Source organism: Mesorhizobium sp. B2-6-4 (assembly GCF_006441495.1).
Lineage (GTDB): Bacteria > Pseudomonadota > Alphaproteobacteria > Rhizobiales > Rhizobiaceae > Mesorhizobium.
In genome coordinates this window covers 159,921-176,573 of the sequence record NZ_VFUE01000011.1, presented here as the reverse complement: position 1 = coordinate 176,573, position 16,653 = coordinate 159,921, and the positions used below count along the sequence as shown (strand labels likewise).

Below are 16,653 nucleotides of genomic sequence, written 5' to 3'. Positions count from 1 at the left end.
TTTCCAGAATTCTGATGATTGAGACGCGGCCGGCTCGAGAACGAAACACGCCTGAAACCTCGCGGCCCCACGCTGAGCGGACATCAATCCAGCGCGCGCAAATGGCGGACCGGCCGACCACTCATAATCCGGTCACCTGCTGTCGCGATCGAATTCGCGTCGATTCCGAAATGCCGGTAGAGATCATCGACGGTCCCCGACTGGCCGAAATGTTCGACACCGAGGCTGCGCGTTCGGTGGCCGAAGACCGAACCAAGCCATCCGAGTGCCGCGGGGTGGCCGTCGGTGACGGTAACGATCGCACAATGGGCCGGAAGGCCGGCGAACAGCCTTTCGACGTGGCTTTTTGCGTGGATGAGGCCGCGCTCGCGTGCACGGCTTGCCGCGGTCCAACCGGCGTTCAGCCGATCGGCTGATGTCACTGCCAGGAGACCGACATCGCGACGGTCCTCAGCCATCAAGCCGACCGCTGCGATGGCTTCCGGTGCGACGGCGCCGGTGTAGGCGACGATCAGCTCAGCATTCGGCCCTGGACGTCGTAGCCAGTAGGCCCCGTCGACGATGTCCTGCTCAACGTCGGGCGTCATCGTCCGGGCGATCTGCTCTACGGGACGTGTCGAAAGCCGCAGATAGACCGACCCGCCGGTCTCGTCGCGTAGCCAGGTACGCTCGGATTGCACCGCATCGCCGTCGCGTTGCATGTAATCGAGCGCAAAGCGCATGATGACGCTCAACTCGTCGACAAAGGCCGGCTCGAAGGCGGCAAGTCCATCCTGCGCCATGCCGATCAACTGGGTGGCGATCGACTGATGCGCGCCACCCTCGGGTGCCAGCGTGATGCCTGACGGCGTTGCGACGAGAAGGAAGCGGGCATCCTGATAGCATGCATAATTCAGTGCATCGAGACCGCGCTGGATAAACGGATCGTAGAGCGTGCCGATCGGCAGCAGCCGCTTGCCGAAAATCGAATGTGACAGGCCGAGCGCCGATAGCAGGATGAATAGATTGTTCTCGGCGATTCCAAGCTCGATGTGCTGGCCAGACGTGCCGAACTCCCATTTCTGTGCCGAGGCGATGCGCTCGTTGCGGAATGTGTCCGTCAGCGATTCCCTGGCGAAGAGGCCGCGCCGGTTCACCCATGGGCCGAGATTGGTCGAGACCGTCACGTCTGGAGATGTTGTGACAATGGCATCGGCAAGCGGTCCGCCGATGCGTGCGATCTCGTCCAGGATCCGGCCAAAGCCGATCTGCGTAGAGACAAAGCCCTTGGCTTCCGAGACAAGTCGGTCTGGCACGATAATACGTTGTGCATGTCGGCGCCGCCGGCCCTTGGCTGCGAAGGGAACCGCCTCGAGGAAACGCTGCAGATCCAGATCCCCGATATCCAATCCTTCGAAGGCGTTCCACTCGCGCCCCTCGCCGACGGACATCGAGGTGCGAAACGTCGCCATATGGTCCTTGGTCATCAGACCGGCATGATTATCCTTGTGACCGGCAAGTGGCAGTCCAAATCCCTTGATGGTGTAGGCGATGAAGCAGGTCGGCCGGTCGTTGCCGCGCGCGGTTTCGAACGTATCGAGCAGGCTGTGGAGATCATGGCCACCGAGATTGGTCATCAGCGCCGCAAGGTCGGCATCGGAGCGGCGATCGAGCAGCGACGCGACACCGGGCTCCTTGCCAATGTCGGCCAGCAAGCGCTTGCGCCAAGCCGCTCCGCCCTGGAAGGTGAGCGCCGAATAAAGCTGGTTGGGGCAAGCATCGATCCAGTCGCGCAGCGCCTCTCCGCCGGCCTCAGTGAAGGCGGCCTGCTGAAGCGACCCGTATTTCAGGATAACGACGTCCCAGTCGAAGTTGCGGAAGATGCTTTCGAAGCGCTCCCACAGCCCCTCACGCACGACGGCATCGAGGCTCTGGCGGTTGTAGTCAACGATCCACCAGCAATTGCGCAGGCCATGTTTCCAGCCCTCCAACAGCGCTTCGAAGATGTTGCCCTCATCCATCTCGGCATCGCCGATCAGCGCCACCATGCGGCCCTGCGGCATGCTTTGGTCCCGGGCGAAGAGATAGTCCTGCACCAGAGATGCGAACAGTGTCTGTGCAACACCCAGCCCCACCGAGCCGGTGGAGAAATCGACATCGTCGACGTCCTTGGTCCGCGATGGATAGCTTTGCGCTCCGCCAAAGGCGCGGAACTGTTCAAGTTTTTCCCTGGTCTGGTTGCCGAGAAGATACTGAATAGCGTGAAAGACAGGGGATGCATGCGGTTTGACCGCAACGCGATCTTCCGGTCGCAGCACTGAAAAATAGAGCGCCGTCATGATCGTCGCTAGCGAGGCGGATGAGGCCTGGTGCCCACCGACTTTCAATCCGTCGGTGGTTTCGCGAAGATGGTTGGCGTTGTGGATCATCCACGCCGACAGCCACAGCACCTTTTTCTCAAGCGCCGAAAGCGCCTCCAATTCCCGTTTGTCCAAGTGCCAGCCTCCTGGTTAGCCGATCGAGATCATAGGCTGGAGGAAAAGCCAGGTGTCGCTAAACTTGCCTAATTTCAGGAGCTAGGTTAGCTGCTTTGATCAAGGTCGATGATAGGAGTGATGATCTGTGCCAAAAATCCGATTGGACGATATTGACCGCAAGATCATCGCCGCGCTTCAGATCGATGGCAGAATGACGGCGCAGCAACTTGCCGATCAGGTCGGCCTCTCAGCCTCGCCCTGCGCGCGCCGCGTACGCATGATGGAGGATAGGGGCGTTATCACGGGTTACGCCGCGCTCATCGACCAGGATCTCGTTGATCTGCCAATCTCAGTGTTCGCCTCGATCAGGTTAGAGCGCCAGCGAGAGAACGAACTGGAGCGGTTCAATACGGCCATCGGCCGCTGGCCGGAGGTCGTCGACTGCTATTTGATGACCGGGCAGCGCGACTATCTGCTGCGCATCGTGGTGCGCGACCTGCAAGCCTATGACCGCTTCCTCAAGGAAAAGCTGACGCGGCTCGATGGCGTTGCCTCCATCGAATCCAGCTTTGCCCTTGCCCAGATCAAGCGGTCCAACCGGCTTCCGATCGACACGTGAGCCTATGGCCTTGCCAGGCAATGCTGAGTCTCAGGCATGGTCAAGGACGCGTTTGATCCCGCTGTTTGTATGCTGATCCGCTCGGTCCCTGCCACAACCGAGTTCTGAAAAAACTGTGCACCAGAAGCGGTAGTCGCCCGTGCGGCCATCGAAATGGGCTGTCAGCGCGCAATGTGCCGCGGCAGTCGCCGCATTCGATCCATAAAGCTTGATAGCTGCCCGAGCCATGGCATTCGGGTCGGCCAGCTCCCAGAGCGTCAAGTCGCCAAGACCTCTGCCGGCAAGGCGAGTGGATTGAATTTTGGGCATAGGATAACCTCCCGCGGGTTCGGGTCCAGCGAGGGCAGCGGTGCGCTGCGAGGCCGGACGTTGGGAACCCACGTGGAGTGAGCCACGATCCAAGGGCGTTACGCCCAGGATATTCGTCGTGTCGTCCCTGGCTTTCGGCATCTTCTTAAGGCGGTGGTAACCACCCGCAGAAGGTTGCGCATGCGCAATTTATTGCAGAGCGCTGTTTGGAAAACAACCTGTGTTGATGAGTGCGAGTATGATCAGTCTGTGCCCGCTGGTGATGATCGTACGGCGATCGCCGCCACTGGGCGGCGGCCTCGTCCAGAGGAATGGCGAGCTGGCACTGCTTGGACGATCCGCGCACAGCTGCGCAGCGCTGACGACTTCGTCGACGGTCCCCATAAGCCTTCCACGACACGCTGAAAGACATCTACTTCGGCGAGAAAAGATCCTCGCCACCCTCTTCCTGGAGAACGGGGCAAGGCCGCACAGACTGGGGATTGAGGCGGCTTCGAAAAGCACTTCGAACAGGTTTCCACGGACCTTCTGTAGTGCCATTCAAAGCCTTGCTGCGTAAGCGTGTACGCCTCAGTCCGTCCAGTCCAGGCGCGTCCAGGGCCGCTTCGATGGCTGCGGACTACGATCATGCCGGTCCGAACCTCAATGGCATCCATCGTTAAAAGACCTGAGGTTTTGGAGGCGCAATAGCCTTCTCACACTACATTGTTTACGTTACGTGACCTGAAGTCCTGGATTTGGTCGACAACGAAGCGAGGAACCAGGAACCACTCTCGCGGGATTATGGGGTTCCCGAAATCATCCTATATTTCGATACCCAGTCGTCCGGCGCCGAAGATGCGATGGGTCACATTCTCCAAACGAGCATGAGAGATGTTGAAGAGCTCATTGTTGGTTCGCGAGGATGGCAGCCGGTCAAAGAAGCAAAAGCCGTACAATTGGCTCAAGAGGAGGTTACGTTGATGACGAAAGTTCCCGCCCTTGTCCTCGAACGTCAGCACCAACTCAAGCTGCGTGACATCGATCTGCCGCAGACAGTCGGCCCCGGCGAGGTTCGCATCAAGATCCATACCGTGGGTGTGTGTGGCTCCGATGTCCATTACTACACCCATGGCCGGATCGGCCCATTCGTGGTCGAAGCGCCGATGGTCTTGGGCCACGAAGCCGCTGGCATCGTCACGGAATTAGGCGAAGGCGTCGAGCATCTGAAGATCGGCGACCGCGTCTGCATGGAACCAGGCATCCCCGACTCCAATTCGCGGGCGAGCCGGCTTGGCCTCTACAACATCGACCCGGCGGTGAGGTTCTGGGCGACGCCGCCGATCCATGGCGTACTGACACCCTATGTCGTTCATCCCGCCAACTACACCTACAAATTGCCCGACAGCGTCAGTTTCGCCGAAGGTGCTATGGTCGAGCCCTTCGCCGTCGGCATGCAAGCTGCGGCCAAGGCGAAGATCACGCCGGGTGACACGGCTGTGGTGCTCGGCGCAGGGCCGATCGGCACGATGGTGGCGATCGCCGCCCTTGCCGGCGGCTGTGCCCGCGCTGTTGTCGCAGACCTTGCTCAACCCAAACTCGACATTGCCGCCAGCTTCCAGGGTGTGATCCCGGTCAACATCCGCGACAAGAATCTGGCGACGGAGGTCAAGCGCCTGACCGACGGCTGGGGCGCCGACGTTGTCTTCGAATGCTCCGGCTCGGCCCAAGCATGGGAGACGTTGCTCGATCTTCCGCGGCCCGGCGGTGCGGTGGTGGTGGTCGGCCTGCCTGTGGCGCCAGTGGCGTTCGACATTGCTACAGCCTCGACCAAGGAAATCCACATCGAAACGGTTTTTCGTTATGCCCACCAATATAATCGTGCCATCGCGCTGATGGGCTCGGGTCGGGTCGACCTTAAGCCACTGATCTCGGCGACCTTCCCCTTCGAAGAGTCCGTCGCGGCCTTCGACCGGGCGGTCGAAGCCCGGCCGGCGGACGTGAAGCTGCAGATCAGACTGCCGGACTAAGGCGAGTCTAAGCATCGGTGGTGTGATCGATGATTTGCGGCCCGCATCGTCGTCGCGATCATCACGATGTCGTGTTCGCAGTGCAGCTGGCTCGACGCGGCGAGGTCGCTGACACAGCCGATCTGCCGATTTTCCGGTTCCAGAAAGCAACCCGTATCCGGCTGTTGCGGAGGCTGTGCGACAACAAGCGTCCGTTAGACGCGATCCACCGGGGCTTGACAAGTCAACGACCGTCCCACACGCTGCCCTAACAAAAGGCACAAGAAACTTACAAAAGTTCTAGTACGATCTGGCCGGTAGGGAGAGGGCCAATGCATCTCTGTCGCCAAGCGGAGATTTGCGCGTGACCACCGTGACCTTCACGCGCGAGAGGGCTAGATGGGCCCTGCCTCGGTTCATGACCGCCGAGCATCCGTTTCCCTGGCTGGCGCCGATCACGGTGATGCTTCTCGTTTTCGGCATCTATCCCCTCCTCTATTCAGTCTGGCTGTCGTTTCACAAACGCAATGTCGTTTCCCGGCAGCTTGATTTCGCAGGCGTGCACCAATGGGCACGTGCATTCTCGGATGCGCGTATGTGGCATTCGTTAGAAACGACGCTGATTTACACCTTCGTCGCGCTGGCCGTGCAGCTCGCACTCGGGATCCTTATCGCGCTTCTGCTTGATACCGATCGGAAGGGCTACGGGATCCTACGTGCGCTGATGACACTGCCGCTGGTCGTCCCGCCAGCGGTAACCGGAATGATGTTCTTGCTGATGCAAGACGGCTCTTTCGGTGTCCTGTCATTTTACCTCTATGCCCTCGACCTGATCTCGCCGGCACAGCCGATCCTGACGCAGCCGACTACCGCATTGCTGGCGATCCTGCTGGCAGACATATGGCAATGGACGCCGTTCATGGTGCTGATCATCCTGGCCGGTCTGCGGGCGCTGCCGAAAGAACCTTTCGAAGCGGCAGCGATCGACGGCGCCAACGGCATCCAGACATTCTTGCGGCTTACATTGCCGATGCTGCGCAAGGTGATAGCGGTCGCGGTACTGATCCGCGGCGTCGATCTGTTTCGCATCTACGATTACGTCTACATCATCACTGCCGGCGGGCCAGGCACGGCTACCGAGACGCTCTCGTTCTATGCTGGCCGCATCTACTTCACCGGAGACTTTCCCTACGCCGCGACTCTGTCGCTGATCGTCCTCGTCGTCCTGATCGGCGTGTCAAATCTCTTCGTCAGGCTTTTCAAGGTGAGGTTCTGATGGAGTCATCGCGCGCCCAGATGATCGCCCGCGATCTGCTCGCGGTGCTGGTGGTGGCGATCTTCATGTTCCCGATCGCTTGGTGGGCCCTGTCCTCTATCAAACCTTACTCTGCAATCTTCGACCGCAGCGGACCGGTCTACACTGATTTCACACCGACGCCGGACAACTATCGCGTCACCCTGCTTGGCGTCTCGCGCGTCGACATTGGCATGGAGCAGGGCGGCGAGGCGGCCGGGGTGATCAAGGGCGGCGCCAGTTCCTACGATTCCCGCCAGTCGCTGCTCGACAGCGCCATCATAGCGGTGGGGTCAACGGCACTGACGCTTTTGCTCGCCACACTGGCAGCCTATTGTCTGTCGCGAATGCAGTTCAGCGGCCAGCAGTCTTTCCTGTTTTGGATCCTCTCGCAACGCTTCATGCCACCGATCGCGATCGTTGTGCCGGTCGTTTTCATGTTCCGGGATCTCGGTTTGCGTGACACCTATACGGGGCTCATCCTCGTTCACAGTCTGGTCAACCTGCCGCTGGCGGTGTTGCTTTTGAAGTCGTTCTTCGACGATGTCCCGCGAGAGGTCGATGAGGCGGCGCTGATCGACGGCGCTACGCGCTGGCAGACGTTTCGACGTGTGGTCCTTCCTATGGTGAAAGGCGGCATCGCCGCGACAGCCGTGTTGTGTTTCATCTTTTCATGGACCGAGTTCCTGCTCTCCCTGTTCCTGACCACGTCAATCCGCACTGTGCCGGTGAAGATCTCAACGTTTGTCACCTCGACCGCGACCGAGTGGGGCTACATCACAGCACTCGGCACATCCGCCATCATACCCAGCTTCATTTTTATCCTACTGGTTCAACGGCATCTGGTCCGCGGCCTCACGCTCGGATCGCTGAAGGAGTGAGGCCCAGACGAGAACGACGGCAAAAATCGCAACGGAGGAACGATCATGAGCTTCAGAGATCACGACAAGAAGACATTCGTCGCCGACACCTGCAACGACTTTACGGCGCGCCGAATAAGTAAACGCGACTTCATGAGAAAGATGGCGCTCGCCGGCGTTGGCTTTTCCGCCTTCGGATCGGCTATGCTGGGCGGCGGCCGCTCCAATCGCGGGGGCCTGGGCTTGGGGATGGAAGAAGCCCGCGCCCAGGACGCCGATATGCTGAAATGGCTGGCCGATGTCGGCAAACCATATTCAGGCACGAAAATTCGCTACACTTCGGAAGCGACGCCGCCAACAATCGTTGCCAACCAGCTTGTCGCGGGTGAGTTCACCAAGGCAACCGGCATTGAGGTCGAGGTCGAGATCGTGCCGCTGGAACAGGTTCTCGCCAAGGCTACGCAAGACGTCCAGGGCCAGCTGGGCACCTATGATGTCTACTATCTCGACCAGTCCTGGATGGCGACGTTTGCACAGGATGTCATCAACCCGCGCGAGTACTATGACCAGAACAAAGACCTGGCGATGCCCAATTTCGACTGGGATGATTTCTCCAAGCCGCTTGTCGACGGCATCGCCATGTACGACGGCAAGCAGTGCGGAATTCCGTTCGACATTCCAATTTTCATCCTGATGTACCGGAAAGATCTTTTCGACAAACACAATATCGCGTTGCCCACAGACCTCGACGCGTACCTCAAGGCCGTGCAGGCGCTCACGGAGGCGGAAAAGGGCAATGGCATCTTTGGCACCGCATGCCAGGCGAAGTCTGGCCATTATTCGCTCGAATGCGACTGGACTTTCGCACTCTGGGGGCATGGCGGATCGATCTTCAACAAGGATAAGAAATTTGTCGGCAACGACGAGCGTGGCGTGGCCGGACTGCAATTCTACCAGGAGCTGGTCAAGAACTCGCCGCCCTCCGCAACCACATGGACCTGGGATGGTCAGGGGCAAGCCCTGACACAGGGACAGGCCGCCATGGCAATCACCTGGGGCGAGGATTTCCCCGGCTTCGATGCCAACGATTCCAAGGTCAAAGGCCTGTTTGAAGCCTTGCCCGCGCCCAAGGAGGTTCCTGGCCGTCGCGCCGTCGCCGATTGCGGCTTCAACGAAATCCCGGCCGTCGGCCATCAGGGTGGGTCGACAATTTCTCTGTCGCAGTATTCCAAGAACAAGGAAGCGGCATGGCTGTTCATGCAGTGGGTCTGCTCAAAAGACGTGATGGCGCGAGTGTCGACGCTCGGCGGCGGCGCCTCGCCGATGCGCAATTCCTCCTTCACCGATCCTCGGGTCAAGGAGAAGGCCGTTGTTGGGCCCGGTACGACACGCCATTTCGACGCGATCAAATACACCATCGACAACCAGATGGGATCGGAGCCGGACATGCCGATTTGGGCAGATTTGTCGAACAATGACATCCCGGTTGAACTCGGCAAGCTGCTGACGGGCCAAGACTATGGTGGCAACGCCAAGGCATGCCTTGATGTCATTGCCGGTATTGTCGACGGCAAAGTCAAGGATGCCGGCCTTTAGCGGAATTCTCCAGTGATTTCGGCGAGGGCGTTTCGACCGCCCTCGCCCTTTGGCAATGTGGGCAATGGTTCCGGATCTCGTCATCGGCATTGATTCCTCGACTTCGGCAACCAAGGCGATTGCCTGGGACCGTAGTGGCCGCGCCGTGGCGGAGGGGCGCGCGTCGATTGCAATGTCCAACCCGCGTTCGGGCTATTTCGAGCAGGACCCGGCCCAGTGGTGGGCCTCGACCGTCACTGCGCTGCGCACCGTGACGGCAACAATTTCGCCGGCACGCATTGCCGCCCTTGCCATTTCCAACCAACGCGAAAGCTTCGGCCTTTTCGACGAGCAGGGCGAAGCGGTCGGACCCGCGACGCTATGGCTCGATGAACGTGCTCGCCAGAAGGTCCGCCGCTTCGGCGAGGTCTTCGGCGCCGCACGTATCCATGCGATATCAGGCAAGCCTCTGGATGTCATTCCTTGCCTCTATCGCATGATCTGGTTTCGCGAGGAGCAGCCCGAGATCTTCGCGCGGGTGGAGCGAATGGCCGAAGTGCACGGGTATCTGGCCTTTCGCCTGAGCGGCCGGTGGGTAACGTCCACTGCCTCCGCAGACCCCATGGGTGTGCTGGACATGCGAGCCATGGACTGGTCGGACGATATACTGGACACGGCCGGCGTCGCGCGGCACATGATGCTGGACCTGGCGCGCCCTGGCACCATCTTGGGCCAACTGACCGCGCAAGCCGCCATGTTGACGGGCTTGCGGGAGGGAACGCCAATCGTCGCTGGTGGCGGCGACGGTCAATGCGCCGGCACCGGCGCCGGTGTGTTGCAGGCGGGATGCGCCTACATAAACCTCGGCACGGCGATCGTCTCCGGCAGCTTCGGCATCGACTACGTCCATGACCCGGCGTTCCGCACCGAAACCGCGGTCGCGGAGGATGGATATATCTACGAAACGTGCCTTCGCGCCGGCACTTTTCTCGTCGACTGGATGACGCGCGAAATGCTTGGTCTGGATCTGTATGGGTCCAGCCACGCCCTGGAGGCGCTTGAGGCTGAAGCCGCCGCCAGCCCAATCGGTGCAGGCGGCATAATGCTCCTGCCCTACTGGCAGGGCGTCATGGATCCACACTGGGACAGCGCCGCCCGCGGCGTAATTGCCGGGCTTTCCGGCTCTAGCCGGCGGGGCGACGTCTATCGCGCCGTGCTGGAAGGAATAGCGCTGCACCAAGCTGCGACAAGTCGGCGGGCCGCTGCCGCCGCTGCTCAGAACATCGACCGTTTCATAGCGATCGGCGGAGGAGCAAAGTCCGACCTTTGGATGCAGATTCTGGCTGATGCACTCGATCGTCCCATAAAACGTTCCACCACCGTGGAAGCCTCATCGCTCGGTGCGGCTATGGCAGCGGCAAAGGGCGTGGGCTGGTTTTCCACGATCGCTGACGCGTCCCTCACAATGGCCAGTGAACCCGTCAGCTCCTTCGAACCCGATGCGAGCCGTGCCCGCCGCTATGCCGAACTTCTAGCGATCCATGCCGACCTTTGGCCAACGCTTTGCGCTTGGAACCAGCGACTGGCGGCTTTCATGGAGGCCGACCATGGCTGAAACGAGCAACTGGAACGCCTTGATCGAGGATGTTGTCGCAGGACGCTGGCGGGACCCCAACACAGGCGAGACCGCTGACCTGCCGTTCCAAACGATCGAATTGCTGGAGACGACGGAGGGGCGCGAGGCAGATCTCATCGCGCCTCTGATGCTGGGCAGCCGCATCGCTGTCGTGTCCGACATCAACACTGTCGAAGTGATGGGTCGGCGCGTCGCGAAGGCGCTGCGTGTCAGCGCTGATGTCGACGAGATCGTGCTGCCTCAAGGCCTCGACTGCGACGAAGCAACGATCCAGATGATCAGGGAGAGGACGCGGCACGCGGACGGGGTCGTGGCTGTCGGATCCGGTGTCCTCAACGACAGCTGCAAGCATGCAACCTTCCTTGATGGCCGGCCTTATGCCGTCTTCGGCACGGCCGCGTCGATGAATGGCTATGGTGCCTCGACAGCGTCGGTGACCTTGGCTTCAGGGCTCAAGATCTCGCTGCCCTCGCACGCCCCGCGCGGCATCTTCCTGGACCTTGGCATTTCGGCCGCAGCGCCGACCTGGCTCAGCGCCGCCGGGCTCGGCGACAGCCTCTGCCGTTCCACCGCCCAGATCGATTGGTGGGCATCGCATAGGCTGTTCGGGACTTACTACTCTGACGTGCCTTACTTGCTGCAGGCGCGCGATGAGGAACCGATGCTGGCCAATGCCTCCGGCCTTGCCAGGCATGACATCACCGCAGTCGGGCACCTTCAGAGGGTCTTGACGCTATGCTCGATGGGCGTCTGCTTCGCTGGCGTTTCCCATCCGGGCTCCATGGGAGAGCATCAAATCTCCCATTGGATTGACATGTTTGCGGGAGAGCATCACCCCGGTACCACTCATGGTCAGCAGGTTGGCGTTGCCTCACTGGTCATGGCGCGTCTGCAGGCCCGGCTGATGGACATGGAAGAGCCGCCGCAGGCAAGGCCGACCGTTGTCGATGAAGCCGCGATGCGGGCCCGCTATGGGCCGCAACTCGGGCCACTCTGCATTGCCGAGATGAAGAAGACAGCACTCGATCCCAGCCAGACGGAAGCCTTCAATCGCAGACTTGGCGAAATCTGGCCGGCTCTGCGTCGGGAGCTTCGGCCAATGGCAACGCCGGTTGCCCGTATGGAGGCGGTGCTCAAGGCTGCCCGAGGGCCGGTCACCGGCTCGGAATTAGGCCTGCCGCGACAGCTTTGGCACGATGCCATTCGCTATTCGCGAGAAATCCGTGGCCGCTGGTCCTTTGTCAATTTGGCCGCCGATGCGGGGCTGCTGGAAGAGTTCCTGGAGAGTGAATGGTGAATCGCATTGGATCGCCGCCGAGGTCTCGCACGGCGAAGTGGTAGCTAATAGGCAAGGACAATCGAAGGGAAAGCAATTTATGGCGTCTGTCACCATCAACAATGTGAGGAAGGAGTATGGCGCCGTCGAAGTTATCCACGCACTCGATCTTTCGATCGCAGACGGCCAGTTTGTCGTTTTGTTAGGGCCGTCCGGGTGCGGCAAGTCTACTCTGTTGCGGATGATAGCCGGTCTTGAGCCGATCACGTCAGGTGGAATCTCCATAGGCGATAAGGTCGTCAACACCCTTCACCCCAAGGACCGCAACATCGCGATGGTGTTCCAGAATTACGCGCTTTACGCGCACATGACGGTCTTCGACAATATGGCCTTTTCCATGCAGTTGAAGAAACGCTCCAAGGAAGAAATCAAACAGAAGGTGGGGTGGGCGGCGTCGATCCTCAACCTGACCCCCTACCTGGAACGGTATCCTCGCCAGCTTTCGGGCGGCCAGCGGCAGCGCGTTGCCATGGGCCGCGCCATCGTGCGCGATCCAACCGTATTCCTGTTTGACGAGCCGTTGTCCAACCTCGACGCCAAACTGCGCGTGCAGATGCGGACTGAAATCAAGGAACTCCACCAGCGGCTGAAGACCACCACGGTCTATGTCACGCACGACCAGATCGAGGCCATGACCATGGCCGATATCATCGTCATAATGCGTGATGGCCGTATCGAGCAGATCGGGCGCCCGCTCGAGGTGTACGATAACCCGGCGAACCTCTTTGTCGCCGCGTTTATTGGCTCGCCTGCAATGAATATGTTCCATGGCGAGGTGGCATCCGAGAGAGACGCCTGGGTAGTGCGGGCCGGCGAACTGTCCCTCCCGCTTCCGCCGAAGGCTTCGGTCCGGCCCGGCCAAAAGGTGGTCTACGGCATTCGGCCCGAACATCTTCGACCGGTGGCCAACGGAAGCGGCATCCCCGCGATCGTCAAGGTTGTCGAGCCGACTGGCCCCGAAATCCATATTTTTGCAAACATGGGCGACATGGCGATCTGCTCGGTCCTGCATGACCGCATGGAACTCTCTCCCGGAGCCGTGATCCATCTGGAGCCGACGCCTGGCCGAATCCACCTGTTCGATCAAGACAGCGGCGATCGGCTGGACAAGGAGAGAAATTGAATGGCGCGCATCGTTATCCTCGGCGCCGGCGTTATGGGCTCTGCCATGACCTTTCCGGCCGCTCATGCAGGTAACCGCATCGCTCTGATTGGTACCCATCTCGACGAGGAGATCATTGGCGCCGTGGCGAGCACAGGTCGTCACCCGCGCCTCAACGTCACTCTGCCCAGCGCGGTAACCGCCTATTCCTGGACTGAATTCGGGCAAGCGATGAACGACGGACCAGAGTTGCTTATACTCGGGGTCTCGTCGGCCGGCGTTCCTTGGGCGATCGACCGAATTGTGGAGAGCATCAAGTCGCCTGTGCCAATATTGATGATTACAAAAGGGCTCGCCGCGAACGACGAAGGCATCGAAATCTTGCCACATCTGCTTGCTCGCGAAGTTGAACGGCGCACCGGCTTGACGCTCCCGGTGATGGCTGTCGGCGGGCCGTGCATTGCGGGCGAGTTGGCCGCACAGCGTGATACCTCTGTGATCGTGGCCGGGCACGATCCCGACCAGCTTGCCTCGGCGTCTCGCATTTTGCGCGCTCCATTCTATCACGCCCGAACATCATCCGATCTCGTTGGGGTCGAGATTTGCGCCGCGTTCAAGAATTTCTACACGCTCGCCGTCGGGGCTCCCACTGGACTGCTGGAGCGCGTCAACAAGGCGCCGAATAATGCGCTCATGCACAATCTGGCGTCGTCACTTTTTTCGCAGTCGCTGGCGGAAATGGCGATTGTGGTCGAAGCCATGGGTGGAAGAACAGAAACGGTGTGGGGACTGGCCGGCTCAGGGGATCTTTATGTGACCTGCCAAGCGGGCCGCAACGGTCGCATGGGACGCTGGCTCGGCCGTGGCTTGCCCTATTCCGTGGCGAAGCGTGAACATATGAGCTCAGACACGGTCGAAGGGGCACAACTGGCGCTGGATCTCGGCCAAGCATTGGAGAAAATGATGGCGCAGGGTTTACTTCCCGGCCATCGCCTGCCGCTGACGACTGCCATTATCGATGCGATTTGCCATGATGCGCGCTTGGATTTGTCCTTCGATCGCTATCACCGATGCTAAAGGTCGCCCTAGAAATCGAAGATGCCTCATAGCGATGCGGACACGGCCTCGCCGAGCCGCTCGTGGCGGACACTGGACAGGATAGTTGATGGAGAAACCACCGCGAAAGAAGCGGGACGGCCGCCTCGCCGTAACGAACGCCGTCTCTCGCGAGGAAGGGCTCCTCGTCCGTGCTGCGTGGCTTGCTTATGTCGGAGACCTCACGCAGGCGCAAATTGCCAAGTCTCTTGGCCTGACCCGTCTTCGCGTCAACCGGATGCTCGCGCACGCCCGCGAGCGGGGAATAGTTCAGATCCGCATCAATTCGAAGGTGGCGAACTGCATCGAGTTGGAAAACCGGTTGCGGGACGCTTACGGCGTCTCGGATCCAGTTGTGGTCCCGACACCGCCAGATCCAGCTCTGGTACCACAGGTCATCGCAGCCGCGGCCGGCGAAGCCCTGTCGCTTAGAATACGTGATGGGATCTCGGTAGGGGTGGGATGGGGGCGGACGCTCCAGCTAAGTCTCCGTTCGGTGACGGTACGTCCGGTCAAAGCGATGTCCGTCGTTTCCCTGCTAGGCGGGCTCACGCGCGGGTCGGCGATCAATATCTATGACATAGCTTCCCGGCTCGCGGCGCTTTTCGATGCGGAATGTTTCTATATCGCAGCACCGGTGTTCACGGACACCGAGGCTACGCGCGATCTACTGATGCGCCAGTCTATCTTGGAGGACGCCTTCACCCATGCCCGCGACGTCGACGCCGCTTTCGTCTCGGTCGGTGCGGTGCACAAGGACGCCACCATCTTTCGGATCGGATTGGTAGGTGATGACGATCTCACATCGCTGCACGAGGCCGGTGCCGTCGGCGACATTTGCGGCCACTGGATCGATGCCGATGGACAACTCGTCGATCACCCTCTCAACCATCGTGTTATCGGCCTCGCTCCAGAAAACCTGCGCGATATCGAAACCGTGATCCTGCCTTCGGGCGGCCTCGACAAGGTCGCGGTGCTGCGCGCCGTGCTGCGTCTCGGCATCGTCGACGTTTTGATCACCGACGAAAAAACTGCGGAGGCGATCCTTGCGGAAGGGCGATAGCGCAGTTCTATCTAAGACCAGGGGAGGCCAGCAATTGTGGATCCCCTCGATCGAACTCTCGCCGGTGATCCCCACGATCGCGACGACATCACATGCGCCATCATCAAAGGCCCTCGCTAGCAATCTCGTGTTGGTGCCATTCAGCAGCGCGTTGCCGGTATATGCGGTGGCAGGGAGCCGACTAAAGGATTTGGAAGGTTTGTCGATCCGGGCCGGATCGAGGAGGTTCAAGTCGCGGCCTCCAGCATCCATCGGAGGGTCCGAATGAGCTACCTTCCGAAACCTCGCAGAAGGCCCGCCAAGCAGCGGCCATCCTTCGTCCTGTTCCACCGGTCGACCGATTTGTCAGTGCGGCAACGATAATGAGCCCGTTCTCAAGCGTCCCTCGATTTCGGACGCCACAACAAGGCGCTCAAGCCCGAACACCAGTTTTGCCCTCATGGTCATGCAGGAACTCGTTAAGCGGATCGTTATAGGAGCGAAGCTTGCGTGCGCGCTCAGACACAATTCAGAAATAAACCAGAAAAACACCAGAAACGATTCAGGCGTAGAATTCCACTGAGAGGGTCATCATCGGCTGCAGCACCCGCAGCACTTGTTCGATTGGCGACAAGCGATGCAAAGGTTCTCAATTGGCTTGATAGGTGGGTTGCTCGGTATTTCGCTCATCACCGGCTCAGTCAAAGCTGGCGGGACAAAGGGTGCGACGACCCGAACCGAGCGCTGCACGAATCTCAGCCGTCAGGTTGACGAAGCCCTCGAAACCCATCCCGCGGCAACGCAGGTCGCCGCGGCGAAGGCGCTGCAAAGAAAGGGAAACCGGTTCTGCGCCGACAGGAAGGAGGCGCAGGGAATCCGGGCGCTCGCAAATGCCCTGAAGCTGCTTGGCGTGTTGCCGATCGATCCCGATGCAGTAACTCCTAAAACCGACCTGCGCCGCAAGGAGAAAAAGCCATGAAAAAGTCCCTCCTTTCCACCCTCAGCCTCGCCGTTGCCCTGGCTTTATCGATACCGGCTCTAGGCAACGCCGCCGCCACCAAGACCACCGCCCCGGCTGCCTCGAGCGACACGACCACGAAGACCGCGCCAGCCACAACGATGGCGACGAAGCCGCATCAGAAGAGCGTAGCGGCGAAGGGGATTTGCAAGCCGACGAAGACGCACAAGTGCCCGGTGAAGCAGAGGAAGCATGTTGCAAAGGCTGCGGCACCCAAAACAACCTACTGAGCCCGCCCGGCCGTGAAGGCCGTCCCATCTGCCATCCACCTGGGACGGCCTTTTATTGACGACGACGCGGATTAGCCAGCAGATGGGCCGCTT

At 60.3% G+C, this 16,653-nt stretch carries 14 protein-coding genes; 12 read left to right on the top strand and 2 right to left on the bottom strand.

What is annotated here, in order from left to right:
* Positions 1 to 83: 83 nt before the first annotated feature.
* Positions 84 to 2,408, bottom strand: a complete 2,325-nt coding sequence (locus FJ426_RS17145) for a 1-deoxy-D-xylulose-5-phosphate synthase N-terminal domain-containing protein (protein WP_140825481.1) — start codon at positions 2,406 to 2,408, stop codon at positions 84 to 86.
* Between the two features lie 193 nt (positions 2,409 to 2,601).
* On the opposite strand from FJ426_RS17145, the gene FJ426_RS17140 reads away from it, so the two are divergent.
* A complete protein-coding gene (locus FJ426_RS17140) occupies positions 2,602 to 3,075 on the top strand; it encodes an Lrp/AsnC family transcriptional regulator (protein ID WP_140500822.1) in 474 nt (157 codons plus the stop codon).
* 30 nt (positions 3,076 to 3,105) lie between these two features.
* Here the strand turns inward: FJ426_RS17140 and FJ426_RS17135 are convergent, their stop codons facing one another.
* Positions 3,106 to 3,384 (bottom strand): hypothetical protein, encoded by a 279-nt coding sequence (locus FJ426_RS17135; protein ID WP_181176961.1) that lies wholly within the window; start codon positions 3,382 to 3,384, stop codon positions 3,106 to 3,108.
* A gap of 962 nt (positions 3,385 to 4,346) precedes the next feature.
* Between FJ426_RS17135 and FJ426_RS17130 the strand changes: the two genes are divergently transcribed.
* From FJ426_RS17130 to FJ426_RS17080, 11 genes are all read left to right on the top strand, one after another.
* On the top strand, positions 4,347 to 5,393 hold the full coding sequence (locus FJ426_RS17130) for an NAD(P)-dependent alcohol dehydrogenase (protein ID WP_140825480.1): 1,047 nt from the start codon (positions 4,347 to 4,349) through the stop codon (positions 5,391 to 5,393).
* Positions 5,394 to 5,736: 343 nt separating this feature from the next.
* Positions 5,737 to 6,648 (top strand): sugar ABC transporter permease, encoded by a 912-nt coding sequence (locus FJ426_RS17125; protein ID WP_246675562.1) that lies wholly within the window; start codon positions 5,737 to 5,739, stop codon positions 6,646 to 6,648.
* Positions 6,648 to 7,547 carry a carbohydrate ABC transporter permease gene (locus tag FJ426_RS17120; RefSeq protein WP_140825435.1) on the top strand — a complete coding sequence of 300 codons (900 nt, stop codon included), beginning with the start codon at positions 6,648 to 6,650 and terminating at the stop codon, positions 7,545 to 7,547. The genes FJ426_RS17125 and FJ426_RS17120 overlap by 1 nt, the downstream gene beginning before the upstream one ends.
* 45 nt (positions 7,548 to 7,592) lie before the next feature.
* On the top strand, positions 7,593 to 9,122 hold the full coding sequence (locus tag FJ426_RS17115; RefSeq protein ID WP_140825434.1) for an extracellular solute-binding protein: 1,530 nt from the start codon (positions 7,593 to 7,595) through the stop codon (positions 9,120 to 9,122).
* A gap of 64 nt (positions 9,123 to 9,186) precedes the next feature.
* Entirely contained in the window at positions 9,187 to 10,716 is a 1,530-nt protein-coding gene (locus FJ426_RS17110) for an FGGY-family carbohydrate kinase (protein WP_181176960.1), read from the top strand.
* Positions 10,709 to 12,034, top strand: a complete 1,326-nt coding sequence (locus tag FJ426_RS17105) for an iron-containing alcohol dehydrogenase (protein ID WP_140825432.1) — start codon at positions 10,709 to 10,711, stop codon at positions 12,032 to 12,034. The genes FJ426_RS17110 and FJ426_RS17105 overlap by 8 nt, the downstream gene beginning before the upstream one ends.
* Before the next feature lie 79 nt (positions 12,035 to 12,113).
* Positions 12,114 to 13,196 carry a sn-glycerol-3-phosphate ABC transporter ATP-binding protein UgpC gene (ugpC, locus tag FJ426_RS17100; RefSeq protein ID WP_140825478.1) on the top strand — a complete coding sequence of 361 codons (1,083 nt, stop codon included), beginning with the start codon at positions 12,114 to 12,116 and terminating at the stop codon, positions 13,194 to 13,196.
* Positions 13,197 to 14,252: a glycerol-3-phosphate dehydrogenase gene (locus tag FJ426_RS17095; RefSeq protein ID WP_140825431.1), complete on the top strand. Its 1,056-nt coding sequence runs from the start codon at positions 13,197 to 13,199 to the stop codon at positions 14,250 to 14,252.
* An 88-nt stretch (positions 14,253 to 14,340) separates the two neighbouring features.
* Positions 14,341 to 15,333: a sugar-binding transcriptional regulator gene (locus FJ426_RS17090; protein WP_140825430.1), complete on the top strand. Its 993-nt coding sequence runs from the start codon at positions 14,341 to 14,343 to the stop codon at positions 15,331 to 15,333.
* Between the two features lie 616 nt (positions 15,334 to 15,949).
* Positions 15,950 to 16,291 carry a hypothetical protein gene (locus tag FJ426_RS17085; RefSeq protein WP_140825429.1) on the top strand — a complete coding sequence of 114 codons (342 nt, stop codon included), beginning with the start codon at positions 15,950 to 15,952 and terminating at the stop codon, positions 16,289 to 16,291.
* Positions 16,288 to 16,560, top strand: a complete 273-nt coding sequence (locus FJ426_RS17080; RefSeq protein WP_140825428.1) for a hypothetical protein — start codon at positions 16,288 to 16,290, stop codon at positions 16,558 to 16,560. The genes FJ426_RS17085 and FJ426_RS17080 overlap by 4 nt, the downstream gene beginning before the upstream one ends.
* The last annotated feature ends 93 nt before the right edge of the window (positions 16,561 to 16,653 follow it).